This is a genomic window from Bacteroides sp. AF34-31BH (assembly GCF_003602795.1).
GTDB lineage: Bacteria > Bacteroidota > Bacteroidia > Bacteroidales > Bacteroidaceae > Bacteroides > Bacteroides uniformis.
Genome location: NZ_QTLV01000009.1, coordinates 274 through 26,251 on the forward strand (window position 1 = coordinate 274; position 25,978 = coordinate 26,251).

The following is a 25,978-nucleotide window of genomic DNA, read 5'->3' on the forward strand; positions in this document are numbered from 1 at the left end:
GGTGAGGACAAGGAGGCTTTCTGGTTTCCATTGGCGGCGGGTACCATTGGCGGACTGGTGATGTCCGTCATCGGTATCTTCTTTTTCCTGCCGGTTTTTGTGCTGAAACAGCGTGATTTTCTTAGGAAATGATTACTTTTGCTCGATTTTGTTACCTGAATGGATACTTGAATTTTAAATATGGAAAGTGCGGAGTACTCTTTGGATGAGTTATTATGTCAGTCTCTTCTGTTGTTTCGTCAGTATCGGTTTTATGATGCTCCAGAATGTGGAGAAAAGGCATTCCGGATATTGGAGGAAGCCCATGTATGGATGGGGCGTACGCAAGAGTGTGTGGATATGGCGAAATGGGGGTGCGTGATAGAGTGTCTTGCGCAGAAATACTACATAGAAGATGATACGGATGCGATTCTGGAAGAAATTGATGCTGCCTTGGTTGCGCATTGGAAGAGGATAGAGAAAATCCATGCAGAAGTCACCACCGTTTATTTATGGCTGGGGTACTATTTCCTGCTACGTTTCAGAAACCGGGAATCCCGTTCCCATTCCCGTTGTAAACAGATAATGTCCAGCTTGTTGTGTGCTTTGGTCGAAATCTTCCGTAAGGTGGAGAAGGGGGGAGCCCCGACAGAAGTCTTGTCACATCTTTCGGTAGATGTTTGGGGAGAGACCGTCTGCTGGATGGAGCAGGTACATGATTCCCGTCTTTGCGAGAAGCAGTCGTCAGCTTTGCTGGCACAACTCTATAACTTGAAAAGTGTGGAGTTGGAAAAAGGTCTGGGAAAGCAGGATGCTTTGCTCCAGCAGATTCTGGAGTTTTATTGCTTTTAAGGGAAAATTATCTCTGCTTAGTTTTATCATTTCTGCTTCCACACTTCCACCCACTTCCTGCATCCCTTTATTCATCGGCATTACAAGTGCTGTGGAAGCAACTCAAAAAGGTGGAAGCAACTTTTGCTTCCACAGCGGAAATACGCCGGAAAGTAAGTTAATATCTTGTTTGTTAGTGTATTAATAGAATGTACAGCATTTTGCAAATATCTTGTTTACACGATATGCGTTTCGTGTAAACACGGTATTAACTTCGTAACAACGGGCATGAGGCACCTTGTTGACGGTCGTTAGTCGAGTGGTTGACGGCCGTTGGCAGAGCGCATCACGGCCGATAGGCGCTGATAACTCCGTACAGAAAATGGAAAGGAAGCCTATGTAAGGGGAAACAAGCTCTGAGCTATTTGTTTTGTTTGCCACATTTATCTTGTTTTTGTACATTATTGAAGCGGTTTTTTGTATCTTTGAAGGGAGGGGCTGTAAAAAAGCTTATTCTCATACATGAATTATGAAGCGATGTATAGTGCTGTTCATAACATTCTGCTGTACAGTTATTTTTAATGCACAGGCAAATGGCATTGTGACTGATGGAGAAAAAGGATTGCCGTTGGCTGGTGTGAATATTTATCTCCAAAAGGATTCTGTGGGCATAGGAGTTATACGTAATGATAATCTGGTAAAGAACATGTTCATATGAAAAAACTGCTATATCTTGGGCTTTTGTCCGTTTGCGTACTGTTAGGTTCTTGCGTAGAGAAGAACGTATCCAATGTTTTTGATAAGATAGAGAGGTATATGGATGTATATCCTGACAGTGCATTGCTGCTGTTGGAACAAATTCCTCATCCGGAGAAACTTCGTGGAAAGCAGCGGGCGGACTATACATTGCTGCTGACGCAAGCGCGTGATAAGAACTATTTAGACAGCTTGCAGTCGGACTCGTTGATAAAAATTGCGGTAGATTATTATAAGAATGGGGAGGATAAGGTGAAAGCGGGGAAGGCATTGTTTTATTATGGTAAGGTGATGCATTTGCAAGATAATGATACATTGGCTATACAAGCTTATTTGAGCGCTTTGGCTAAATTGGAGAAGACGGAAGAATATAAGTTGCAGGGATTTGTACATGAATATATCGGTGTTTTGAATACGGACAGAAAGCTATATAAAGATGCTCTCGACAATTATCAAAGTTCAGCGTATTGTTTTCAAAAGGCTGTTGATACTTTAGGAGTTATATATGTTTATCGGGATATTGCTCGTATTTATTATGTAGAACAGAAATATGACAGTGTTTATAATTACATTAATCGTGCTTTGTCCTTGTGTGAGAAAAAGAAAGGATGTATCAGTTTTGAACGGGTAATCCCTTCTTTATTACAAGTAAAAGGGATTGCCAAAAGAAATGAAGGGGATTTGGGAGATGCAATAGCCCTGTTGAAAACTGCGGTAGAGACTGAACAAGATAGGCATTCTATGCATCACTGTTCAATGTCATTGGGGAATATTTATTTGAATCTAAATAAGTTGGATGAGGCTGGAAGATGTTTCGCTTTAGCTTTGAATTCTGAAAATCCTCGTACTCTGGCGGGTGCATATCACTATTTGTATCTGTTGGAAAAGAAACAGAAAAAGTATGCAATGGCTCTCTATTTCAAAGAAAAGTCTGATTCGTTGTTAGTCATTGAACGGGATGCTAAACAAACATCTCAAATTTTGACTTTGCAACGTAAATATGAAAGAGGAAAACTTCTTTTAGAAAAGCAACAGGTTGAACGTGAAAAGCAAATACAGCTTTATTTTTGGATAGCAGTAGTCTTGTTTATTATACTGCTATGCATTGTTTTGTATTTTCTTTTGAGAAAGAGATATGAAGGACTGTTCCGGAAGAATATGCAAATAATAGAAGAAAATGAGTGCATGATTAAACGATATGTTTATGAACTTGATGTGTTGAAACAAAGGGCAGGTGAGATGGCAGAAACAAATAGAGAGAAGATTGCTAAATTGAACCAAAAGATTTTGCTATTGGAGAGTGAGAATAAAAAAATAAGTGAAAATGTATGTGTAAATGGCGTTTATCTCTTGGAACAATTGAAGAAGGAAAAGCTGATTGTGAAGAATATGACCAACCAGGAGAAAGAACAACTCCTTGAATATATAGATTTAATATATGGTAATTTTATTTCTCGGTTAAAGAAAGATTTTAAATTAACTAGTGGCAACTTGATGTTGTTGGCTTTGCTTAAAGTCGGTTTCACTTCCAGTGAATTGATGTTCACTTTTGACTGTGAGATGAATTCCATTTTTACGAAGAAACGGAGGTTGAGGGGAATCTTAAGTTTGGATACAAATGATAAATTGGAAGAATTTGTAGCTCTTTACTAGAATAATCGCTTGATTTTCGTCCACTAATTTAGAAATGTTTTTACTGTCATCTTATTGGTGTATAGAGTATTGACTTGTCTTGTGTTGTCCACTCGTATTTTCTCTAAGAAGTGATTGAATGGCTATCTTTGTAACATTCAAAACTAAAGATACTATGAAATCATTTTTTATTTTGTTAAGTTTATACTACTTTCTTGTAGTAAATGTAGTAAGTGCAGATTCAGTTACTTTTCCTTCGAGAGTAGAAATCGTCATGGATGAGGATTTTGATTTACCGGGTGGTCCGGGGAATGCTCATCGTTCTATTCCTTCAGCTACTCCTTTTTTAGCATTTTTGAATGATGACCATTCCATTGATTTGGAATTCTATCAATCGATAGGTGAAGTGGAAATTGCAATTTCTCAGAATGGGAATGTTGTTTACTCCTCTGCTGAGAATATAGACTCTCCTATATTAAGAAAAGTACAGTTACAGCAAGGTTTAGGTGGTGATTTTTTACTTGAGATAAAGGGCGCGGATGGGGCTTATGCATTCGGTAGATTTACTGTTCATTGATTTGATAATGAATATATAACACTATGAAACAAATCTCATTTTGCATCACTTGCATGAACCGGCTTATTATCGACGAAGTCATAGTGGGAATATGGTTTTTAGGTTAGCGAGTCGGTATGTAATCTGGATGCAGATAATTATCTGGGGAAAGGCTTTGCAGAGTTCGTGATGAAGAAGTTTGAGAATGAAGAAAATATATTCTATATCAGTACTCTTTGTAAACGTGATGTTTTTGGACGAATATGTTTGAAGAAGCGAGGCTTTATTGCAATGAAAGGTTATAATGAGGCTTTGGTAGGCTATGGATTTGAGGATGCAGAATTTTATGATGGTCTGGAGTCGTAATCAGGATATGAAGTCGGGTGAAACTTGTTCGTTTTTAGCTAAAGAAAAGATTGTATAACGCTTCTTTTTAGTAAGAAGCATAATAATTATTTACGTATGAAAAAAAAGATTGTAGTGTATGTCTTGATGGCTTTTATAGCTCTATTTTTAATATTTAGATTCGTGTCTATATCAAATAACATAAGTCTGCAAAGAGGAATTGTTAGAAGTGTATCTGCTACAGAGCATAATGATATTGTAATAGAGTTGGAGAATGATTCTTTTTATTATATAAATAGAGGTATGGAAAGTGAAATAAATTATGAATGGTTTCAGAATTATTTGCCAGGCCATGAAATAGAGTTGTATATTCAAAATGAACATTTATTTGGGTCAAATAGTAATCGTATTGTTGAAGTAAGCATAAATGATTCTTGCATATATAAGAAGTGATTTATATTTATTCGCAAGAAAACAGTTGTATGCCAAGAAGGTGATAACTTGTTTGATAAAGAGAACAATCAGCATATTCAAATTCGGGGAGTTAGTTCGGATGGATGTTTTTTTGCTTTATTACAACCGGATGAACTTAGCGATGATAATCAACAGAGAATGGGAGTTGAAGAAGAAGGTAACCCCATAATAGCTGTTCTTTATTAAGAAGTTGATATAAAGATGAAACTGTTTTCCCATGAAGTGTGAAAAATATATCTATGAATAGTTCGTAATTCATTTGTTTTTAGTATGTTTGTGCTATTCGTATATATAGTATGAAATACTAAGGAAGAGAATGTTCTTAATGAAAGTATGAAAAGAAGAGTTAAAGCATTGACTGTTGTTTTGGCAATATGTCTTATAACTGTTTTTATTCGATGTCAGTCGAATGAAACTCCTATTCAGCAACTTGTAGTTGTTGTGAATGGGGATTCTATTGAGATGGTTTTTGTGAAAGGAGGTACATTTATGATGGGATGTACAGATGAGCAGGGATGTGACTGTGAGGATAACGAGAAACCAGCACGTAAGGAGTCGGTATCTGATTTTTACATAGGAAAATATGAAGTTACTCAAAGGCTGTGGAGGGCGGTTATGGATACTGATTCCATTTTGCCGTTTAATGGGGGATGCGAAGATTGCCCGATGGAAAATGTAAGCTGGAAAAATGCGCAGGAGTTTATCGGTAGATTAAATGCTATGACCGGTAAAACATTTCGTCTTCCGACTGAGGCCGAATGGGAATACGCAGCGCGTGGTGGACACAAAAGTAAGCACTATAAATACAGTGGCAGCAATCAGGTAAGTGAGGTGGCTTGGTATGTTGGGAATTCCTCTGGCGGACAATATGGAGAAGCTGGAACTACCCGTCCGGTAGGTCTGAAAAAAAGCAATGAATTGGGATTGTATGATATGAGTGGCAATGTTTGGGAGTGGTGTGGTGATTTGTACACTAAAGAATACAAGCAAGGTGGTAAGTCTATCCATCCGGGATGGCCTTTTGAGGGTACTTATCTTTTTTTCCGCCGAATATTGCGAGGTGGAAGTTGGGGAGGAACAGCAAAGGGGTGTCGGGTGTCGTACATTGATTACGACATTGAGAATTATAGTGACGAGTATGGAGGTTTTCGCCTTGTGATGGAGCCGGAATCGATTAAATAATGTAATTAATGATGATAAGTGATATTTTACTACTTTCAGAGTAATGAATAGAAATGGTATGAGATATATGTGGAAATTCTTTTTATTATTGATGTTGGTTGTAACTTCGTGTTCCGAAAAGCAGATTGATGGCAATGTAATTAATGTTGCGGAAGCAATGAGTAGATTGTCAGAAGGACAATCTGTACAAAATTTGTTTTCCAGCATAAGTTATATTCCTTTGGAGACTAATGAGCAGGCTATTATAGGAAAATATCCGGAGTGCATAATTATGGATAGTGCGATATTGGTATCTTCTGTCCATCAGAATCTGAAACTTTTTGACCGTACTAACGGGAAGTATATTCGGGATATTGGACACGTAGGTACTGATCCGGAAGGATATGCAAAGGATTCATGGGGGAAAGTGAGCTTTTGGGCTGATGCGGTTCGGAGAACCGTTTATCTATTGGGATGGAATAATGATTTCCTACTATATGGATTTGATGGGAAATATAAGGATAGAATTCGATTGCAAGATACAGTCAATTGTATTCTGTCCCAAAATTACTATTTGATGGATGCGGACAGAATTTGGGGACATAATAAAATGAAACTCTCTCCGGAGACGCCATCAGTCTTTTATATGGATAGAAATACGATGTCATTGACCGGTATTGCTACATGGAATTCAGCCCTGCTTCCCATGGATGAGGTTTTGTCGGTTTCAAATTTGTTGGGGGGCAATGTTGCTTATGGAGGTGACTTGGCAATGGCAGAATTTGTTGGTGACCGGAAATATTATACGGCAATCAATAGCCCTTCGTTATGGAAATCTAAGGATGCCATCCGAGTGAAACAAGCTTTTAATGATACTATCTATACTATTTCAGAGCAGGGACTTACTCCATATCTGGTTTTTGAACTGGGTGAGTGGCACTGGAGTGAGCAGCAGCAATTGGATGTAGAAGGATGTGATAAGAAAATAGCCATAGACTATATTCTGGAGAATGCAGAATACATCTATTTCCATTTTCATACAAGCTTATATTTAGAAGAAAGCCAGTCATATTGTGGATTTTACCATAAGGAAAAGAAAACTGTTGTTTGCCAAAAGGGTGATAGCTTATTTGATAAAATGAATAATCAGCATATCCAAATCAGGGGAGTCACTTCGGATGGACATTTTTTTGCTTTGTTACAACCGGATGAACTCAGTGATGATAATCAACGGAGAATGGGAGTAGAAGAGGAAGGTAACCCTATTATGGTCATGCTTTATTAAGTACTTATTCCGTCGTCTTCCCCCTTGCATCCAAATACCCTCTTTTAAACATATCCACGAACAGAAAGAATAGTGATAAGAGCAGTGGCCCGAAGATGACACCCATGAATCCGAAAAGGGACAAGCCGATTACAACTCCGAAGACAGTGATAAGCGGATGAATGTCTGCCATTTTCTTCTGGATGATGAAGCGTATCAGGTTGTCGAGCTGTGAAATGACTGCACCGCCATAGATGGCCAGCCCGATAGCTTGAACCCAGTTGCCTATCAATGCCATGTAGACAGCTATCGGAAACCATACCAGCGCTGTTCCTACCATTGGGATGATGCTGGCGAAGCAGGTCAGGAAACCGGCGAACAAGATGTTGGGAGCACCGAAAATCCAGTAGCCTATCATGGCTACTCCTCCTTGTATGACGGCGAGTAAGGGGATGCCGATGGCATTGGAGCGGACAATCATGTTGATTTCGTGGATGACGTTTTGTGTATTGTCATCATTGAACGGCAGTAGGTCGTTGACGTACTGTTCCATCTTTTTGCCCCCTATCAGCATGAAGTAGAGTACAAAGACCAGTACGAAGATGTTGACGGCAAAACTGCTGATACCTCCCATGATGGCTTGCCCGATGCGGGGAAGAATTGAAATGACGTATGCCACCGTGTCTTTCCCCAAGATATAGTAGCCGGTTTTGGCTTTAATGATGTTGGCCGCTTCTTCGAAAGGAGCTATAATGGCTTGCGGGTCCAGATTGATGTTTTGAAGATTGACCACAGCCAGCCATACCACCAGCCCAAGCGGAACCAGAAAGCAGAGAATTGCCTCTGCTGTAATGAGGGTGGCAGCTATGCTGCGCTTCATTTTCCGCTTGTCGGAAAGATACATCATCTGCTTTCTCACCAGGATATAGATAGTCAAGGCTCCCAGCAGACCGCCCATGAATGGGGCTATTTGTCTGAAAAGAATGATTCCCAGCCCGATAATGATAGCTATCAATGAATATTTCCAGTATTGTTCTTTTGTGCTCATAAAGTTCCTGTATTTCTTAGTAAAGAAACATAAAAGAAGTTGAAAAGGTTTGGAAATTGTGGCCGGAATTCAATATTTATCCTTCGTCCAGCCAGCCTAACCCCTGGCGTATGATTTCCGGCTCCCCATTGGTGCAATCCACTACGGTAGAGCCTTCCGTACCGCCGATACCGCCGTCTATTACCAAATCGACAATATCACCGAATTTCTCGTCAATCAGTTCCGGGTCTGTGCAGTATTCAATGTCCTCATTGTCATCATGCGGCAATGTAGTTGTCATGATGGGAGCATCCAGCAGGCGGGCTATTTCCTGAATGATGGAATTGTCCGGCATACGGATGCCGACCTCCTTACGGTTACGGAATATCTTGGGCAGGCGGGTGGTGCCGTTCAGAATGAAGGTGAAAGCTCCGGGCAGATTACGCTTCATCAACTTGAAGGTGCTGTTGTCCACTTTGGCGTATTCGCTGACCTTGCTCAAGTCGTAGCAGATGATGGAAAGATTGTTCTTCTTGGGGTCGATATTCTTGAGGCGGCAGATGCGCTCGATGGCGCGCTCCTTCAGTCCGTGGCAGCCGATGGCATACATGGTGTCGGTAGGGTAGATAAGGATACCACCGTCATTCAGTAGGTCGACCACCTGCTGCAGGTCGGCGGGATTGTTATTTTTTTCATAAAGTTTCAGAAGCATGGCAGAAATGGATTTGAGTTTTATATTACATGCAAAAATAGATAATAATCGGCTTATAAACAAGCAATTCACCTTTTTAGCATCTCTTTCTCCAGTTTCTTTATCTTCTTCCAGGCCTCTTTGAATTTGGGACAGAGGGTGACGGCTTTCTCATAGTTTTTCATGGCCGCCTCCTTCATGTCATGCTTCAGGCATTCGTCACCCATAAGGATGTATTCGCGGGCATACTTCACGAGGGCTTTCTCTTTCTCCAATGCTGCTTGTTTCAGTGCACGGTTTTCCTCTTTCAGACGGTTGATGATGTTCAGCTTCCGGCGGATGAGGCGCTGCACGTTCGGTTTCTCGATGTCGTAGCGGGAATGGATGGCTTTGAAAAACTCATCCAGGAAAGTGCCGAAGTCCCCTTTGTCGAAGGCTTTGGCGGCGGCAACGTATTGAACGTCTGCCTGTGCTTGCTTCAAGGCACGGTCGATGGCGGTGCGGTTGTTGAAGCGTTCGGAGAAGCTGACAATCTCCGGACGCACGAATACATCGGCACGGCTGATGGGCTTTTTCAGCTGGATGCCTTCCAGCGAGGTGCAGCGGCTGAGGGCTACGTATGCCTGCCCACCGGCAAACACGCCGCCGGTAAAGTCGATGGCTACCCGGCTGAAGGTCAGCCCTTGGCTCTTGTGTACGGTGATGGCCCATGCCAGGCGCACGGGATATTGTGTAAAGATTCCCAGTTCTTCCTCTTCAATCTGTTTCTTTTCTTCGTTGTATTTGTAGCGGATGTTTCGCCACGACTCTCGTTTGACGTCACATTCCTTGCCGTCGTCGGTGATGACGTAGAGGGTCTCTTCAATAGGGTCGAAGCCGCTGATGACGCCGATGGTGCCGTTCACCCAGCGGCGGTCGAAGTCATTCTTGATGAAGATGATTTGTGCGCCCGGTTTCAGTACCAGTTCCTGCGAGGTGGGGAGGCTGCTTTCGGGAAAGTCTCCCATGATTTCGCCGTAGAAGGTGACCGGGTCACCGGGAAGTTCCGCCAGTTTCTTGTCGTTGATGTAGTCCACATTGTCACGGCGGGTGGCGAGGGTGATGTACATGTCGGCTTCCGATTGCTCTATTTGGGTGCCATAGCGGGTGTTGAGCAGCTGAAGTTCGGTAGAGCCGACGGTATTGTTGCGGATGTGGTCCAGCACATGGATGAACTTGCTGTCTGTTTGACGGTATACTTTCTGCAGTTCGATGGAGACAAGGTCTATCTGGCCGAATACCCTGGCAGAGAAGAAATAAGGGGTAGGGTAGAATCGGTTCAGTATCTCCCGTTCATCTCCTTTGACGACGGGTTCCAACTGGAACACATCGCCCACCAATAATATCTGTTTGCCACCGAAGGGTTCGCGCAGGTTGCGGGAATAGACGCGCAGGATGCGGTCTACGGCGTCGATGATGTCGGCGCGTACCATGGAAATCTCGTCGATGATGACCAGTTCCAGCTCTTCCAGCAGTTTGCGGTGGGGTTTGGTGTATTTGAAAAATTCGTGGATGCGTCCCCGTTGAAGGCTGAAGTTCGGGTCGTCGGGCAGCAGGGGGTAGAAGGGCAGTTTGAAGAAGCTGTGCAGGGTACTGCCTCCGGCATTGATGGCGGCTATGCCGGTCGGTGCAAGCACCACGTGCTTTTTCTTTGTATTCGCGCAGATGTACTTCAGGAAGGTCGATTTGCCCGTACCTGCTTTGCCCGTCAGGAATACGGACTGACGGGTATACTGGATGAGGTTCAAGGCGTCTTGAAACTCTTTGTTTTGGGTATCGGGAACGAAGTTCAAAAGATTTCAGATTTATGATGGATTCCCGACTATGCCGAAATATTTCAGGGCGTTGGCGATACCGTCTTCATCAACAGAAGTGGTTGTGTAGTTACTGGCAGCTTTCACGTCGTCATTGGCATTGCCCATGGCTACACCGATACCGGCATGGCGCAACATGCTGATGTCATTTCCTCCGTCGCCGAAGGCCATGGTTTCTTCCAGCTTGATGCCGAAGTGGCGGATAATCTGGTCGATACCGTTCTGCTTGGTGTTTCCTTTGGCTGTCACGTCTACGAAGGCGGGATGCCAGCGGCCCATCTCGCAGTGGGGGACGGCGGGCAGGATGATTGCTTCTTCCTCGGCGTTGATAAAGGGAGTCAGCTGGAAGAAGGCTTTGTCGGCATGGCTGTCGGTATAGGGCTTTGCTTCGATGGGGTCCACTTTGAGTTGGCGATGGAAGATTTCCTCCACTACTTCGCCGGGCTGGTTCACGCAGATGTCGTGCTCTCCCACCAGGATGCATGGGATGTTGCGTTCGTGGCAGAAAGCTGTCAAGGCATCCACTTCCGCTGTCGGTATGGGGCTTTTGTAGATAACGGTGTCTTCTACAAAGCAATAGGCGCCGTTCATCGTGATGTAGCCGTCTATCAGATTCCGTTCCTGCAAGGCGGACAAGTTGTTGATGATGACGCGCGGACGTCCGGTAGAAATGAAGATATGTATGCCTTTGGCTTTGGCGGCAGTCAACGCTTCAATAGTGGAAACGGGAATTTCGTGGGTCTTGAAGCTGACCAAGGTTCCGTCGATGTCAAAAAACAGAGCTTTTATCATAAGGGGTTCTTTTATCTTGTGCGCGAAATTACTTAAAAAAGCGAAGATATTTCGTACTTTTGCGCACAAATAAATGATAAATAACAAATGAAGAAACATTCTTTGAAAGATTGGATGATAGCGGTGCGTCCGTGGTCATTCCCCGCCTCTTCGATGCCGGTGGTGGTGACGTTGGCATATCTGTATTGGATGCAGCAGGACATAAACTGGGTGAACGGCATCTGGGCATTGCTGAACATCGTCGTGTTTCACGCTGCCGGGAATACCTGGAGCGATTATTTTGACTATAAGCATAAGGTCGATGCAAGGGATACCTTTGGCGCCAAGACCTTGACCGACGGGATGTTTGCTCCGCGCGAGATATATAGCTTGTCGATGGCATTGCTGGCAGTTGCCCTTGTTGCGGGTGTCGGCCTGCTGTGGCGTACGGGGTTGCCGTTGCTGTACATCGGTATAGGCGGTGCAGCTTGCTCGTTGCTTTATCCACCGCTCAAGTATCGTGCGTTGGGCGATGTCGTCATCTTTTTGGCGTATGCCTTGCTGCCGACGTTGGGCACCTGCTATGTGGCTACGGGAGTAGTTGACTGGAATGTCTTGTGGATAGCTCTGCCGGTGGGACTGATTACGGTGGCCATTCTGCATGCCAATAATACACGGGATATGCGTACCGATGCCCGTGCAGAGATTCAGACACTGGCCATGAAGCTGGGAGGAAAGGCGTCGATGTACGTTTATTGTGCCGAAGTCCTTTTTCCTTTTGGCTGGATAGCCGGCTTGATAGCTGCGGGAACTCTTCCTTTATGGACCCTGCTGGTGATGCCGGCACTGGTTCCTGCCATAGGCAATGTACGGGTGGTGTCCCGTTTTCCCGGAAAGGGAGAAAGTGCCATAGCCGGTCTGGATGAGATGACTGCAAAACTCCAGTTGTTGTTCAGTCTGCTGTTCACGTTGTCGTTCGTTGTAGCCGGTCTGCTGTCATGAAGAAGCTGATTTTTACCATTCTGCTGGCTGCCGTGCTGTGGACGGTCATGTTTTCGCCTTGGACGGCTCCTTTCGTGAATTTCTGGTGGATGATGACCGGTTCTGCGCTCACACTGTCCGTGTTTGCCACCTTGTTCAATCCCGGCTGGTGGCGGGAGGTGAAGTGGAGCTTGCCGAATGTCTTGCTGGGACTTGGCATTGCTGTTGCTTTGTGGGGCGTTTTCTGGTTGGGAGACAAGGTGTCATCTTGGATGTTCGATTTTGCCCGTCCGCAGGTGGACTCCATTTATGGGATGAAAGAGGGAGAGTCTCCTTGGCTGCTGGCAGCATTGCTGCTGTTGCTGATAGGGCCGGCGGAAGAGATTTTCTGGCGCGGCTATGTGCAACGCACGCTTTCCAAACGCTGGAATCCGAATGCGGGTTTTGTGGTGGCTACTTTGATTTATGCACTGGTGCATGCCGGTTCCTGCAACTTCATGCTGGTCATGGCGGCTCTGGTGGTGGGGGCGGCATGGGGGGCGCTTTACCGTTTCTTTCCGAACCGCTTTGCCGCTATTATCTTGTCTCATGCAGTGTGGGATGTGGCGGTATTTATATTTTTCCCGATATGATTATTGTTTACAAAAATAAGGTGGCGGTAATGGGTCGTATAAAAACAAGACAAATTGATGCGTTGAATTATAAAAAAGCAAGCATATGACTTACAATTTTGATGAAGTAATAGAGCGCCGTGGTACCGACTCCGTGAAATGGGACGGTGTGAAGAGTGTATGGGGACGCGATGACCTCCTCCCCATGTGGGTGGCGGATATGGATTTCCGCACGCCCCCGTTTGTGATGGAAGCCTTGCGGAAGCGTCTTGAACATGAAGTGCTGGGCTATACGTCTGCGTGTGAGGAATGGTATACTTCCATTTGTAGCTGGCTCAGTCGTCGCCACGGTTGGGACGTCACTCGCGAGATGCTGACTTTTGTACCCGGCATTGTCCGCGGTCAAGCCTTCGCATTGCAATGCTTCACCAATCCCGGCGACCGGGTAATGGTGATGACTCCCGTTTATCATCCCTTCTTCCTGGTGACGCAACGCATGAAGCGCGAAGTGGTTTACTCTCCGCTCGACCTGAAAGACGGACAGTATCAGATTGACTTTGAGCGTTTCCGTAAGGATATACAAGGATGCAAAGTATTGATTCTCTGCAATCCCCATAACCCGGGCGGGCGTGTATGGACGGTGGACGAATTACGCCGGATTGCTGATATTTGTACGGAAAGCCATACGTTTGTCATCTCCGATGAAATTCATGCCGACTTGACTCTGCCACCTTACAAACACCATCCTTTTGCTACTGTTTCGGGGGCTGCCGCGCAGAATTCCCTCACCTTCATGGCACCCAGCAAAACATTCAATATGCCGGGATTGGGAAGTTCGTACGCCATTATCCTCAATGAGGACATCCGCCACCGTTTTCAGGAGTTCATGGAAGCGGGCGAGTTCAGCGAAGGGCACATGTTGGCCTATATCGGTGCGGCTGCTGCCTATATGCATGGTGAGGAATGGTTGGAACAGCTGCTGGACTATATAAAGGGTAATATCAATTTCACGGAGAACTACCTGCGCGAGCATATTCCGGGCATCGGCATGATACGTCCGCAGGCTTCTTACCTGATTTATCTGGACTGCCGGGGATTGGGGCTGACTCAGGAGGAACTGGTGAGATTATTTGTAGACCAGGCACACCTGGCGCTGAATGACGGTACCATGTTCGGTGAACCGGGCAAGGGATTTATGCGGCTGAATATCGGCTGCCCGCGTTCGGTGTTGGAGCAGGCGCTGAAGCAACTGGAAACTGCGGTTGCAGACAAATGATAGAAAAAACTATATCTCCTATATTATGAATAGATTACCTTTCCTTGGACTATTGTTTGCGTTGCTGTGCCTTGTTGCCTGCCGGCAGATGAATGAGGCACATCTGTTACATCTGGCAGAAAAGCAGGTGAATATGAATGTGGACAGCGTGTATGCCTTGCTGGTACAGATAGAGAGGCCATCGCAACTTTCGGATGAGGAGAGGCTGTTGTATGGATGGCTGAATGCTTATGTGCACTATAAGCGGCACAACTCGATGGCGGAAGATTCCTTGATATTGCCTGCTTCCGATTATTACGTCTTCCGCAACGACACGGCGAAGAATCTGTTTTCCTATCAGTTGAAAGCCTGGTACTGGTATTGGCTGAAAGAGCACGAACGGTGTATAGCTGCCATTGACAGCGGCGTAGCTTTGGCCAAGGCGCTGCAGGACACGGGAAGAATGGCTGATATGCTGATTGATAAGGCATACTGGTATGTGTATGTCTGGAAAGATTATGAGAAAGCGATAGAAACTTTCCGTACCGCCATAGCCTTGGATGCAAGAGCCGAAAGCTTCTTCTCTATGGGAATTGCCATGGGGCTGAATAAGAATGATTCTGCACCTTACTACATGGAGCGTAGCATAGAACTGGCTGTGCAGGCAGGAGATACCAGTAAGATAGTGCATTATTTGCGTAACTATGCCCAGATGCAGGCTTACCTTTTTGATGAACCTTCCGGTGCGATAGCTACTATTCGTCGTATGGAGCAGTATGTCATCGACCCGGTGCAGTTGCGTATGGGAGATCTGGTGAAAGTGGAAGTGTTCTTGAAAGAAGGGCTGCTTGATTCGGCGGAATACTATTTGAATAAGGAAAGGAAACGTGGCGAGGGCCGGAACCGGTTTCTGACGGAAGAGAATATGGTGGCAGTATATAGGGCATTGATAGATTATACACGTCACCGTACGTTTGATGTGCTGGACGTGGCGCGCTATAATGATTCTGTTGCCAATGCTCTTACTGCGTTGCAGAGTACCGTCCGGCGTAAGGATGAGTCGAAGGAGACGCTTTCGCAAGCCAACTTGATTCTGACGGTGGAACGGAAGCAGGCACAGTTGAATTTGTTGCTGGCACTGTTGGTACTGGTGCTTGCAGGTGGCGGTGTGTCCCTTTATGTCCGTAACCGGCGTAACCGGTTGATTGAAGCGGAAGAACGGGCGGAAACACTGACCCGGCTGTTGGAAGATGCGACCAAGAACCAGTCGAAGGAGGAAGACGGACAGTTTTTCCGGAAAATACTGTTGCAGCAATTAGGCATGATACGGCTGGTGGCTAAACAACCTACCTCACAGAATCAGGAGCTGCTTCGCCGCATTTCGGGTATTACCAGCCATGAACTGCCGGTAGAGAGTTTGCTGGTATGGGAGGACTTGTACCCTATCATAGACCGGATGTATGATAACTTCTACACAAAGATGGACAGCCGTTTTGGCGATGTGCTCATTGACAAAGAAAAGCAGCTTTGCTGCCTGCTCTGTGCGGACTTCTCGACGAAGGAGATTAGTGTGGTGACACAACAAAGTATTCCCACCATTTACCAGCGAAAGACGAATATCCGCAAGAAGCTGGGGATGGAGGAGAAAGAGGGCATCGTAGAGTTTATAAAGAGCATATAGACCGGGAAAGGTATAATATAGAGTGTTGTAAGGTTAAAACGTTGATATGTAGTGATTCGTGGTTCGAGGATATAGACTTTTTATTCCTTGGTATAGACTGTTTGAGGCATGTTTTACCCCTATCTTTGTTTCAGCGAAATACAAAGAGTAAAACATTGAAATCAAACGCATAATGAAAGAAAATCTACTGAACAACGTTAGAAAAAAAGTGATGGTATGGATGGCCTTGGCAAGTATGGCCACTTTCCTTTCCGCCCAGACTTACCGGCTTTCCGGTTGTGTGCAGGACGAGAACCGCCAACCGGTAGAGGTGGCGAATGTGCTGCTGAAGCAGGCAAAAGACAGTGCCTATATTACCGGTATGCTGACCGACACGCAAGGTTGTTTTTCCTTTGACCAGCCACTGGGAGAATACTTGTTGCACATTACCCTTATCGGCAGCGAAGACCTCTACGTTCCCGTTGTGCTGCGAGGAAACAAAAACGTTGGCGAATTGACATTGAAATCTTCTTCCGCCTTGCTGGACGAAGTGACCGTTACGGCCGCGCGTCCTGTTATCAAGCGTCTGGTAGATAGGGTAGTGTTCGATGCACATAATACCATAGCCTCTGCCGGTGGCAGTGCACTCGACCTTCTGCGTGAAGTGCCCGGTCTGCAGGTTGGACAAAACAGCATTGGTATTATAGGTAAAGGGGGCATCAAGGTTTATATCAACGACCGTGAGACGAAGCTGTCGGGAGATGAACTGATAGATTACCTCCGTTCCTATGACGCCTCCCAGATACTGAAGGTGGAGGTGATTACCACGCCTCCGTCCAAGTACGATGCTGCCGGAAATGCAGGCATCATCAATATTCGCTTGAAGTCACGTCCCAAAGATTACGTGGGTGGTACGGCTTCCGCTTCCTACAGCGCTGGTGAAAAGGACAATTACGGATATGGCGGGGTAAGCCTGAACCTCAGCAAGGGGCGCGTGTCATCCTTTCTCAACGGGGGTACTACGCAGGGCAACTATGAGACGCGTGAGAAGAATTACCGCTATTTTCCGCAGAACACCTGGAACAGCCGTGCCGACTACACCAATTACATGAATAGCTTCTACCTTCAGGGAGGTGTGGATGTATCGTTGGAACGGGACTGGAGTGCAGGTATGCAGGCCATCTATAATCACAGTGCTCCCAAACCGGGCAACGCCCTTTCATGGACGGAAGTTTACGATGCCTCTACCGCCGTACTGGATTCTCTGCTGTACTCCAGCAGTGACAAGGATACCGGTTCCGACCGCCTCAATCTGAATTTTCATACCGATAAGGTCTGGGATGACAAAGGCAAGAAAATGACTTGGGATGTGGATTACCTGCGTGACAACCGGGACGAAAATATGGGCTTTCTCTCGAAAACCCTCCTGCCTGACGGTACGGAGATTCCGGGCACAAACTTCGATTACAACTATCTGCAACATCGCAAGGTAGATGTAGTCTCCTCCGCTCTTGATTTCATCCTTCCTTTTGAAAAGTACAAGATAACGGCAGGTGCCAAGGTCTCCTTTACCAACACTCGCAACGGTATCAATTACGATACATCGGACCCTACGCTGGTGCAGGATGATTATTTCCGTTACAAGGAGCAAATCTATGCCTTATATGCTGATTATAGCCGTGAATATTCCGAACGTTTTTCCATGCAGTTGGGCTTGCGTATGGAGCACACCCGCACTACCGGTATTTCTGAAGCGAAGGATACGGAGGACAAGCACGACTATACGCGCTTATTCCCTACTGTCTATCTGCTTTATTCGCCTACAGACGGGCATGCGCTGAACTTCAGTTTCTCCAACCGCATCTCCCGTCCGTCACAGAATATGGTCAATCCTTTTCCGTTCTATCAGAACAAGTACACTTACGCTTGCGGTCGTGAAGACTTGAAACCCAGTTATACTTACAATGCCGAACTGGGATATACGTTGAAGAATAACTTCAATGTTTCTGCCTATTATTCTTATTCGGACGATGTCTTCTTCCAGGTTGTGGACTTGGATGCTGAAACGAATGTGACCTCTTTCCTCTGGGAGAATTTCATGCAGACGCATGCTTTCAGGCTTAACAATTCATACACTTTCCGTACCAAATGGCTACAAACTTACGCCCAGCATGGAGTGAGCTATCGCCGGACCACCTCCAGCGCTGCCACCACCTCTCCCGAGGAGAAAGGGTGGGCTTATAACGCCAGCCTGCGCAACACTTTCTTCTTCAATGAAAAGAAGACTCTTCTGGCCACGTTGTCCGGTTCCTATTCTTCCCGTCAGTATCAGGGCATCTATCTGATGAGCCCCACTTACAGCGTCAGTGCAGGTATGCTTTATCGGTTGTTGAACAATAAGCTCAGCCTCAGCCTGAATGTCAACAATTTGTTTGTCAGCCATTCCAAATTGGAAACCATGTCCAACGGGTTGAAGATAATTGCCGACAATCAGTTTGCCTTTGCCAGTTTCCGTATCGGTGTATCCTATACTTTCGGTGGTGATATACGTAGTAAGGGTCAGCGGAACAGTAACGAGGATATTCAGAGGAGGCTATAATAAGAAGTTTATTGCGTGTTGGCAATTGGAAGAAAATATTTATCTTTGTGATACAAGCGATTGTAACAACGATTAATATAAAACTATGATGAAACAGAAACTTCTTTACCTTTTGCCACTCTTCCTATTGTCGGGATGTGGACAGGCTACTTACAAGAATGCATCTCTGCCGGCAGAAGAGCGTGCCGGACTTTTGCTGAAGGAACTGACGCTCGAAGAGAAGGTGTCCTTGATGATGGACAGCTCCAAACCAGTGGAACGCCTGGGCATCAAGCCCTATAACTGGTGGAATGAAGCGTTGCATGGAGTGGCGCGTGCCGGGCTGGCCACAGTGTTTCCCCAACCGATTGGTATGGCGGCATCCTTCTCGCCGGAGACTGTATACGAGGTATTTACTGCTGTTTCTGATGAGGCCCGTGCCAAGAATGCCTACTATACATCCCAGGAAAGCCATGAACGCTATCAAGGATTGACGATGTGGACGCCTACGGTGAACATCTACCGCGACCCTCGCTGGGGAAGGGGTATAGAGACTTATGGGGAAGACCCTTATCTGACCAGCCGTATGGGAGTGATGGTTGTAAAGGGGTTGCAGGGTACGAACGATGGAAAATATGACAAGCTGCATGCTTGTGCCAAGCACTTTGCCGTACACTCAGGTCCGGAATGGAACCGCCATGAGTTTAATGCGGAAAATATCAAGCCCCGTGATTTGTATGAAACTTATCTTCCTCCTTTCGAAGCTTTGGTGAAAGAAGGAAAAGTGAAGGAGGTGATGTGTGCCTACAACCGTTTTGAGGGCGATCCTTGTTGCGGTAGCGACCGCCTGCTGATGCAGATTTTGCGCGATGAGTGGGGATTTGACGGTATTGTCCTTTCGGACTGTGGAGCTATTGCCGATTTTTACAGAGATTATGGTCATAAGACGCATCCTGATGCAGAGTCCGCTTCGGCGGCTGCGGTGCTGAGTGGGACTGACTTGGAATGCGGTTCGAGTTACGAGGCCCTGGTAGAAGCGGTGAAGCAGGGAAAGATTGATGAAAAAGCAGTGGATGTAGCAGTCAAGCGCCTTTTGACGGCCCGCTTTGCACTGGGTGAAATGGACGAGCCGGAGAAGGTGTCCTGGACCGGCATTCCTTTCTCTGTGGTGGCTTCTGCCGGACACGATTCTCTGGCGCTCGACATGGCGCGCAAGTCAATGACACTGCTTATGAACAAGGATAATACCTTGCCGTTGAAGCGTGGAGGTCTGACTATAGCCGTGATGGGTCCGAATGCCAATGATTCTGTGATGCAATGGGGAAATTATAACGGTATGCCTCCGCACACAGTTACCATTCTGGACGGAATTAGAAAAGCTTTGGGGAGTGATGACCGGCTTATTTATGAACAAGGCTGCGGATGGGTGGAGAGAGCTCAGATACAGAGCGTCTTCAATCGTTGCAAGACTGCCGACGGGAAACCCGGATTCAGTGCACGCTACTGGAATAACGTGACTCGTGACGGTGAGCCAGTCACTACTGCCCAAGTGACCACTCCTTTCCATTTCTGTACATCCGGTGCCACGGTTTTTGCTCCGGGTGTGAACCTTACCGACTTCTCGGCTACCTACAACAGCGTATTCACTCCCGACCAGTCGGGAGAGGTGGTCTTTGACATCTATGCTTATGGCTCAGGGAGATTGCGGATAAATGGGGAGGAAGTGAGAGGATTCTCCAATCAGCACGGTGGGCAGAAGAGTGCTTATACTTTGCAGGTACAAGCAGGAAAAACGTATGACGTTGAATTGGATTTTGAATATTTCCGTAGCGATGCACTGCTGAACTTCGACCTTGGATTTAAGAATGAAGTGGATGTGAGGAAATCTGTGGAGCGTGTAAAGGATGCTGATATCGTGGTCTTTGTGGGAGGAGTCTCTCCGAACCTCGAAGGCGAGGAGATGGGTGTTGAGCTTCCCGGATTCAGAGGAGGTGACCGTACCGATATCGAGTTGCCTGCTGTCCAACGGGAACTGATTGCCGCCTTGCACCGTGCCGGCAAAAAGGTGGTGTTGGTGAACTGTTCGGGTTCTCCCATCGGTCTGGAGCCGGAAACCGGGAGGTGTGGAGCCATTCTGCAGGCATGGTATCCCGGTCAGGCAGGCGGTACGGCTGTAGCCGAAGTATTGTTCGGCGATTACAATCCGGCAGGACGCTTGCCAGTGACCTTCTACCGCAATGTGTCTCAGCTCCCGGATTTTGAGGATTATAACATGACCGGCCGGACTTACCGTTACATGACCCAGGAACCGCTTTTTCCCTTCGGTCATGGATTGAGCTATACCTCTTTCAGCTATGGTGCTGTGGTGCTTGGTTCGGATAATATAAAGTCCGGTGAGAAATTGAGATTGAGTGTCCCCGTAACCAATACCGGCAAATGTGACGGTGAAGAGGTTGTGCAGGTCTATTTGAAGAAAAACGATGATGTAGAAGGACCGAGCAAGGCATTGCGTGCTTTCAAGCGGGTACATATCCCAGCAGGAAAGACGGTCGATGTAGAGTTTGATTTGGGTGATAAAGAGTTGGTGTGGTGGAATCCGCAAAGCAATACCATGTGCGTTTCCGAAGGCAGTTATGAACTGATGGTGGGCGGTAGCTCGCAAACTGCTGGTTTGCTGCGCCGGTCTTTTGTCATTCAGCCTTGATACATCACTGACAGAGTCAAAAAAAGTTTTCCGCTTGAGGGTGAGTTATGACCCTCAAGCGGAATTTTTATATACTGGGAATACATGTTCTTAATAATCCTTAATACTATATGTTAACTCCCTTGTTTCTTTGTACTTCTCTAATTTTAATTGATATATTTGTGATATCATTATGATATCAATTAAATTTATAGAATATGGAAACAAAAGAGTGTGGTTTCAGTGGTTTCAAGATGAATGGCTTTCTGGCCTTGTTCCTTCATTTGGTAGTGCTTACGGCGGTGATAATCTTTGGATTCCTCATTTCTGTGCCTACCTTGATCCTTTCGGTGTGTTTGTGTTTGGTATGGTTCATTCTGTTTGCCGGCTATATGGAGCTGGAGCCGAACGAGGCGCGTGCCATGGTGTTCTTTGGCAAATATAAAGGGACGTTCAAGGAGACCGGCTTTTTCTGGGTAAACCCTTTTCTTAATAAGAAGAAGCTTTCGCTTCGTGCACGCAATCTGGATGTGGAGCCGATAAAGGTGAATGATAAGATTGGCAATCCCATACTTATAGGATTGGTATTGGTGTGGAAGTTGAAAGATACTTATAAAGCCATGTTTGAGATTGATTCACAAACAATGGCTGCATCCGCTCCGACAGCGGGTAATGCCAACCAGGTCAGTCTTGGCAATGCGGTGGCCAATCGTATGAATGCGTTCGAGAACTTCGTCATGATACAGAGTGATGCCGCTCTTCGTCAAGTTGCCGGTCAGTATGCCTATGATGATAATGAGGCTGATACGGAAGAGTTGACACTTCGTTCGGGCGGTGAGGAAATCAATGAACAGCTGGAGCAGAAACTGAATGAACGCCTGGCCATGGCGGGTATGGAAGTGGTGGAAGCCCGCATCAACTATCTGGCGTATGCGCCCGAAATTGCCGCTGTGATGCTGCGTCGCCAGCAAGCATCCGCCATCATTACGGCACGCGAGAAGATTGTGGAAGGGGCAGTCTCTATGGTAAAAATGGCGCTCCATAAACTTTCTGAAGAAGAAATTGTTGAACTGGACGAAGACAAGAAAGCAGCAATGGTCAGCAATCTGTTGGTAGTGCTTTGTGCGGACGAGGCTGCACAACCGGTAGTCAATACGGGAACGTTGAACCATTGATAAAGGATACGGATGAAAGAGATGGGGGTTATAGGACGATGGGCTCTTATACTGCTCTTGCTGGGCAATGTATATGGGGGCTTTGCACAAGATGCGAATACTGCGCGCGCGCAGCACATTTATGAATTGTTTGTGGCAGGGCAAGGTGACAGTATCCATGCGGCATTGAACCGGGAGTTGCAGGAGAAGCTGGCTCCGGCACTCTTCAATGATTCTTTCCGGCAGGCGGAGAAAATGTTCGGTAAATCCATATCAAAAGGAGAATGGAAGACCGATTCTGCCCAGGGAATTACTATCTATTATTCCGATGTGGAGTTTGAACGCTATAATCTCCGCTTTCTGGTGGCTTTTGATGCTGACGGGGCGCTGAACACAATCCGATTGGTACCTGCGCCTGCTGCCAGCACTGCCCAACCGGTAGCCTATGACAAGACAAAGATGGATGAAAGGGATATTACGCTGGGAGCCGACGGCTACAAGCTTCCCGGAACGTTGACTTTGCCCAAGCGGGCAGTCGGTCCGGATGCATGCAGGGTTCCTTGTGTTATTTTGGTACATGGTTCCGGTCCTCACGACCGTGACGAGACGATAGGTCCCAACAAGCCTTTCCGTGACCTTGCCTGGGGATTGGCGAAACGCGGCATTGCTGTCGTCCGCTATGAAAAACGGACAAAGGCATATGGTGCGGCTTGCGTTCCTGCCGGTCGCGAACTCGATTATGATACTGAGGCCGTGGACGATGCCGTTGCCATAGTGGAGCAGGTAAGGGCTTTGCCCGAGCTGGCTCCTGACAGTGTGTATGTGTTGGGGCACAGCCTGGGAGGTACATTGGCTCCCCGTATTGCCGGGCGTTCGAAAGGTTTGGCAGGTATCATTATCCTTGCCGGACTGGCAAGATCGCTTGAAGATGCTCTTGAGGAACAGTTTTATTATACCTCTTCTTTGACGGATTCTTCAGTCAATGTAAAGGTTCAACTTGATGAGCTGAAACAACAGTTGGCTAATGTCAAAAAGCTTGGTACGGAAGAGTTTGATGAAACGATTTCCTTGCCATTGGGGCAGCCCCGCTCATATTGGCTGTTTGCCAATGCTTACAAACCGGTGGAAGTTGCCGCTAAACTAAAGCTGCCTATATTTGTTCTTCAAGGGGAGAGAGATTATCAGGTGACTATGGAAGACTTCGGTTTATGGCGTTCCGGTTTGTTGCGCTGCAAGAATGCATATTTCAAATCTTATCCGAAATTGAATCACTTGTTGCAGGAAGGTAGCGGCAAGGCGACTCCGTTTGAGTATAGCCATGCTTCGCCCGTCCCAGCATATGTTATGGATGACATTGCCTCCTTCGTGCGGGGCAAGCAGAATACTCTTTGATTGGTACTTGGTTATATCAAAGTAACTTCAATCGTAAATCGTAAATTGTTAAATAGTAAATAAATAGTGGCTAAAAAAGAAACTTCAACCAAAAGCTTTGTCCTCCGTGTGGATGCTGCAACGATGGATGCCATTGAAAAATGGGCAGCCGACGAGTTCCGTAGTACCAATGGACAGCTTCAGTGGATTATCGCTGAAGCATTGCGGAAGAGTGGGCGGATGAAGAAGTCCAAGAATCCTCCTCCGTCTGAAGAGAAAGCAGAGGAGGATTCGTAATAACAGATTCTAAATCGCAGATAGTATGATTAATCTTGGTCCTTATTCCGGCAAGAATTGCCCTAATGTCCGTTTTCAACCCACTGTGATTGACCGTATTCTGGAAGGTACGGCCCTGCTTATCGTGCTCGTTACGTGGATTAGCATTTACTGGCTGTATACCCAAAGAGAAGGTGCCCTGCTGCCCGCCGTCTGGGTGATGGGTGGCTGTTCCATTTTCTGTTTCCTTTTGATGGGGGGATTGGCGTATCTTCCCGTCCGTTTCATCAATTTCCCTATTCGGGTCACCGAGCGCAATGCGGCTGTTCAATATTTGTTTGCCATACGCCTTACCCGGGTGATGAACATCATTCTGTTGTTAGTGCTTTTGGGCAGTGTTTGGGGCTTGTATTATGCATTCGGCAAACTCCTGCTCCTTGTCTCGTTTGTTTTGTTGGGGGTGGCATTTATAGGGTACTATATACTGGCGTTTAAATATAAGTAGCCTTACAGTCTGTTTAATAGTCCTTTTTACCACTTACCCTCCTTTCTCATCTTTATTTGTTGTTATAAATCTGCCATTACCTACTAATGGTTACTCTTTCTCTTCTTTTCGTAATTTTTAGGTATTGTTCTCCTTTTTAACTACCTCTACCTTTGCCCCAATAAAATTTAAGATAAAAGATGAGAAAATTAACAGGCTTATTCGTTTTATGTTTTCTGCTTTCTGCCAATGCTTTGCAGGCTGCTGAACCTGAAAAAGTTACTTCTGCAGCAGAGAGTACGGAAATTTCAACAGACAAAGAGAAAAAGGAAAAAGTAGCGAATGATGGCGACAACTACAAGAAATTCCGTTTCGGTGGATACGGAGAAATGGTTGCAAGTTTTAAGGATTATGGTATTAACCGTTTCTATGGTGCGCCTGAAGGCAATCCAGACAAACATAGGAATACAATTTCTATACCCCGTTTCGTGTTGGCTCTGGATTACAAGTTCAATTCCAAATGGATACTCGGTGCTGAAATCGAGTTTGAATCCGGTGGTACGGGTACTGCTTATGAACTTGAGAATACGGAAAACGGTGAGTATGAAACGGAGGTGGAAAAGGGTGGCGAAGTGGCTATCGAGCAATTCCACATTACCTGTTTAATTGTTCCACAATTCAACATACGTGCCGGTCACGTCATTGTCCCGGTAGGATTGACCAACGCCCATCATGAACCAATCAATTTCTTTGGAACTTATCGGCCGGAAGGAGAGACAACCATCCTTCCTTCTACGTGGCATGAAAACGGACTCGAGTTTTTTGGTTCTTTTGGAAAAGGATATGCCAGCTTTGATTATCAAGCCATGATAGTGGCCGGTCTGAATGCCAATGGTTTTGACCGTAACACCTGGATAGCAAGTGGCAAACAAGGCATCTTTGAAGAAGACAACTTTACTTCACCGGGCTATGTGGCTCGTCTGGACTACAAGGGGGTTCCGGGGTTGCGTATAGGCGCTTCGTTTTATTACTGCGCTGATGCCGGTTCCAATTCTGACAAAGCGGATACTTATTCGTCTACCGGTAAGATTCCGGTAAGAATCTACACGGCAGATGCCCAATACCGTAATAAATATGTGATTGCCCGTGCCAATATGGTATACGGAAATTTGGGCAATTCAGCGAAGCTTAGTGAGGCAAATACCAAATTGTCGAATAAATCTCCTTACAGCCGTATAACCCCCATTGCAAAGAATGTAGTCAGTTATGCAGCCGAGGCCGGTTTGAATATCAGCGCTTTCTTCAAAGGAAACAGGAAAGTTCCGGTTATCTACCCCTTTGCACGTTATGAATATTATAATCCGCAAGAAAAGGGAGAGGCTAGCCAGATAATGGAGAAACGTTGTCAAGTAAGCATGTGGACTGCTGGATTGAATTGGTATGCCTTGCCTAATCTGGTGGTAAAGGCTGATTACACCACCCGCCAAATCGGAACAAACAAGGTTTTCGGAACTGGTAAGTATAATAGTGAAAATGAGTTTTCGATCGGTATTGCCTATATCGGTTGGTTTGTCAAGAAGTAGAT

22 protein-coding genes are annotated in these 25,978 nt (G+C 46.0%); 18 read left to right on the forward strand and 4 right to left on the reverse strand.

What is annotated here, in order from left to right:
* Positions 1–180: 180 nt before the first annotated feature.
* From DWZ67_RS13525 to DWZ67_RS13570, 7 genes are all read left to right on the forward strand, one after another.
* A complete protein-coding gene (locus DWZ67_RS13525; RefSeq protein ID WP_008665573.1) occupies positions 181–831 on the forward strand; it encodes a hypothetical protein in 651 nt (216 codons plus the stop codon).
* 508 nt (positions 832–1,339) lie between these two features.
* Complete coding sequence (locus tag DWZ67_RS13535) at positions 1,340–1,528, forward strand: hypothetical protein (RefSeq protein ID WP_120139074.1); 189 nt, start codon at positions 1,340–1,342, stop codon at positions 1,526–1,528.
* Positions 1,525–3,219 (forward strand): hypothetical protein, encoded by a 1,695-nt coding sequence (locus DWZ67_RS13540; protein WP_120139076.1) that lies wholly within the window; start codon positions 1,525–1,527, stop codon positions 3,217–3,219. Before DWZ67_RS13535 ends, DWZ67_RS13540 begins: the two co-directional genes overlap by 4 nt.
* A 154-nt stretch (positions 3,220–3,373) precedes the next feature.
* A complete protein-coding gene (locus DWZ67_RS13545; protein WP_227232470.1) occupies positions 3,374–3,775 on the forward strand; it encodes a DUF3244 domain-containing protein in 402 nt (133 codons plus the stop codon).
* 441 nt (positions 3,776–4,216) lie between these two features.
* Entirely contained in the window at positions 4,217–4,552 is a 336-nt protein-coding gene (locus DWZ67_RS13555; RefSeq protein WP_057088504.1) for a hypothetical protein, read from the forward strand.
* Between the two features lie 354 nt (positions 4,553–4,906).
* Entirely contained in the window at positions 4,907–5,755 is an 849-nt protein-coding gene (locus DWZ67_RS13565; protein ID WP_005823834.1) for a formylglycine-generating enzyme family protein, read from the forward strand.
* A 58-nt stretch (positions 5,756–5,813) separates the two neighbouring features.
* Positions 5,814–7,019, forward strand: coding sequence for a 6-bladed beta-propeller (locus DWZ67_RS13570; RefSeq protein ID WP_016272566.1), 1,206 nt, complete (start codon positions 5,814–5,816; stop codon positions 7,017–7,019).
* A gap of 4 nt (positions 7,020–7,023) precedes the next feature.
* Here the strand turns inward: DWZ67_RS13570 and DWZ67_RS13575 are convergent, their stop codons facing one another.
* The 4 genes from DWZ67_RS13575 to DWZ67_RS13590 all read right to left on the reverse strand — a co-directional run bounded on the left by DWZ67_RS13575 (position 7,024) and on the right by DWZ67_RS13590 (position 11,361).
* Complete coding sequence (locus tag DWZ67_RS13575) at positions 7,024–8,046, reverse strand: AI-2E family transporter (RefSeq protein WP_005823830.1); 1,023 nt, start codon at positions 8,044–8,046, stop codon at positions 7,024–7,026.
* Positions 8,047–8,122: 76 nt separating this feature from the next.
* On the reverse strand, positions 8,123–8,737 hold the full coding sequence (locus tag DWZ67_RS13580) for an L-threonylcarbamoyladenylate synthase (protein ID WP_005823828.1): 615 nt from the start codon (positions 8,735–8,737) through the stop codon (positions 8,123–8,125).
* A gap of 68 nt (positions 8,738–8,805) precedes the next feature.
* Positions 8,806–10,548 (reverse strand): ATP-dependent RecD-like DNA helicase, encoded by a 1,743-nt coding sequence (locus DWZ67_RS13585; RefSeq protein ID WP_120139078.1) that lies wholly within the window; start codon positions 10,546–10,548, stop codon positions 8,806–8,808.
* Between the two features lie 12 nt (positions 10,549–10,560).
* A complete protein-coding gene (locus tag DWZ67_RS13590) occupies positions 10,561–11,361 on the reverse strand; it encodes a Cof-type HAD-IIB family hydrolase (RefSeq protein WP_016272569.1) in 801 nt (266 codons plus the stop codon).
* 87 nt (positions 11,362–11,448) lie between these two features.
* Between DWZ67_RS13590 and DWZ67_RS13595 the strand changes: the two genes are divergently transcribed.
* The 11 genes from DWZ67_RS13595 (at position 11,449) to DWZ67_RS13645 (ending at position 25,976) form a co-directional block, all read left to right on the forward strand.
* Positions 11,449–12,342 carry a prenyltransferase gene (locus DWZ67_RS13595; protein ID WP_120139080.1) on the forward strand — a complete coding sequence of 298 codons (894 nt, stop codon included), beginning with the start codon at positions 11,449–11,451 and terminating at the stop codon, positions 12,340–12,342.
* Complete coding sequence (locus tag DWZ67_RS13600; protein ID WP_009037118.1) at positions 12,339–12,953, forward strand: CPBP family intramembrane glutamic endopeptidase; 615 nt, start codon at positions 12,339–12,341, stop codon at positions 12,951–12,953. Before DWZ67_RS13595 ends, DWZ67_RS13600 begins: the two co-directional genes overlap by 4 nt.
* Before the next feature lie 85 nt (positions 12,954–13,038).
* Positions 13,039–14,208 (forward strand): MalY/PatB family protein, encoded by a 1,170-nt coding sequence (locus DWZ67_RS13605; RefSeq protein WP_120139082.1) that lies wholly within the window; start codon positions 13,039–13,041, stop codon positions 14,206–14,208.
* 25 nt (positions 14,209–14,233) lie between these two features.
* Positions 14,234–15,868, forward strand: coding sequence for a hypothetical protein (locus DWZ67_RS13610; RefSeq protein ID WP_120139084.1), 1,635 nt, complete (start codon positions 14,234–14,236; stop codon positions 15,866–15,868).
* 172 nt (positions 15,869–16,040) lie between these two features.
* A complete protein-coding gene (locus DWZ67_RS13615) occupies positions 16,041–18,446 on the forward strand; it encodes a TonB-dependent receptor domain-containing protein (protein ID WP_120139086.1) in 2,406 nt (801 codons plus the stop codon).
* Positions 18,447–18,534: 88 nt separating this feature from the next.
* Positions 18,535–21,129 (forward strand): xylan 1,4-beta-xylosidase, encoded by a 2,595-nt coding sequence (gene xyl3A, locus DWZ67_RS13620; RefSeq protein WP_016272574.1) that lies wholly within the window; start codon positions 18,535–18,537, stop codon positions 21,127–21,129.
* Positions 21,130–21,326: 197 nt separating this feature from the next.
* Positions 21,327–22,283, forward strand: a complete 957-nt coding sequence (locus tag DWZ67_RS13625) for an SPFH domain-containing protein (RefSeq protein WP_120139088.1) — start codon at positions 21,327–21,329, stop codon at positions 22,281–22,283.
* 12 nt (positions 22,284–22,295) lie between these two features.
* Entirely contained in the window at positions 22,296–23,654 is a 1,359-nt protein-coding gene (locus tag DWZ67_RS13630; protein WP_034528833.1) for an alpha/beta fold hydrolase, read from the forward strand.
* A gap of 66 nt (positions 23,655–23,720) precedes the next feature.
* Positions 23,721–23,930, forward strand: a complete 210-nt coding sequence (locus DWZ67_RS13635) for a hypothetical protein (protein WP_005835322.1) — start codon at positions 23,721–23,723, stop codon at positions 23,928–23,930.
* Positions 23,931–23,955: 25 nt separating this feature from the next.
* Positions 23,956–24,414: a hypothetical protein gene (locus DWZ67_RS13640; RefSeq protein WP_009037112.1), complete on the forward strand. Its 459-nt coding sequence runs from the start codon at positions 23,956–23,958 to the stop codon at positions 24,412–24,414.
* A gap of 179 nt (positions 24,415–24,593) precedes the next feature.
* The gene (locus DWZ67_RS13645; RefSeq protein ID WP_120139090.1) at positions 24,594–25,976 is read left to right on the forward strand and encodes a hypothetical protein; all 1,383 of its coding nucleotides are present in this window, start codon (positions 24,594–24,596) and stop codon (positions 25,974–25,976) included.
* The last annotated feature ends 2 nt before the right edge of the window (positions 25,977–25,978 follow it).

Coding starts and splice junctions, on each gene's coding strand:
- DWZ67_RS13525 (WP_008665573.1), top strand. CDS start 181: ATGGAAAGTGCGGAGTACTCTTTGGATGAGTTATTATGTCAGTCTCTT.
- DWZ67_RS13535 (WP_120139074.1), top strand. CDS start 1,340: ATGAAGCGATGTATAGTGCTGTTCATAACATTCTGCTGTACAGTTATT.
- DWZ67_RS13540 (WP_120139076.1), top strand. CDS start 1,525: ATGAAAAAACTGCTATATCTTGGGCTTTTGTCCGTTTGCGTACTGTTA.
- DWZ67_RS13545 (WP_227232470.1), top strand. CDS start 3,374: ATGAAATCATTTTTTATTTTGTTAAGTTTATACTACTTTCTTGTAGTA.
- DWZ67_RS13555 (WP_057088504.1), top strand. CDS start 4,217: ATGAAAAAAAAGATTGTAGTGTATGTCTTGATGGCTTTTATAGCTCTA.
- DWZ67_RS13565 (WP_005823834.1), top strand. CDS start 4,907: ATGAAAAGAAGAGTTAAAGCATTGACTGTTGTTTTGGCAATATGTCTT.
- DWZ67_RS13570 (WP_016272566.1), top strand. CDS start 5,814: ATGAGATATATGTGGAAATTCTTTTTATTATTGATGTTGGTTGTAACT.
- DWZ67_RS13575 (WP_005823830.1), bottom strand. CDS start 8,046: ATGAGCACAAAAGAACAATACTGGAAATATTCATTGATAGCTATCATT.
- DWZ67_RS13580 (WP_005823828.1), bottom strand. CDS start 8,737: ATGCTTCTGAAACTTTATGAAAAAAATAACAATCCCGCCGACCTGCAG.
- DWZ67_RS13590 (WP_016272569.1), bottom strand. CDS start 11,361: ATGATAAAAGCTCTGTTTTTTGACATCGACGGAACCTTGGTCAGCTTC.
- DWZ67_RS13595 (WP_120139080.1), top strand. CDS start 11,449: ATGAAGAAACATTCTTTGAAAGATTGGATGATAGCGGTGCGTCCGTGG.
- DWZ67_RS13600 (WP_009037118.1), top strand. CDS start 12,339: ATGAAGAAGCTGATTTTTACCATTCTGCTGGCTGCCGTGCTGTGGACG.
- DWZ67_RS13605 (WP_120139082.1), top strand. CDS start 13,039: ATGACTTACAATTTTGATGAAGTAATAGAGCGCCGTGGTACCGACTCC.
- DWZ67_RS13610 (WP_120139084.1), top strand. CDS start 14,234: ATGAATAGATTACCTTTCCTTGGACTATTGTTTGCGTTGCTGTGCCTT.
- DWZ67_RS13615 (WP_120139086.1), top strand. CDS start 16,041: ATGAAAGAAAATCTACTGAACAACGTTAGAAAAAAAGTGATGGTATGG.
- xyl3A (WP_016272574.1), top strand. CDS start 18,535: ATGAAACAGAAACTTCTTTACCTTTTGCCACTCTTCCTATTGTCGGGA.
- DWZ67_RS13625 (WP_120139088.1), top strand. CDS start 21,327: ATGGAAACAAAAGAGTGTGGTTTCAGTGGTTTCAAGATGAATGGCTTT.
- DWZ67_RS13630 (WP_034528833.1), top strand. CDS start 22,296: ATGAAAGAGATGGGGGTTATAGGACGATGGGCTCTTATACTGCTCTTG.
- DWZ67_RS13640 (WP_009037112.1), top strand. CDS start 23,956: ATGATTAATCTTGGTCCTTATTCCGGCAAGAATTGCCCTAATGTCCGT.
- DWZ67_RS13645 (WP_120139090.1), top strand. CDS start 24,594: ATGAGAAAATTAACAGGCTTATTCGTTTTATGTTTTCTGCTTTCTGCC.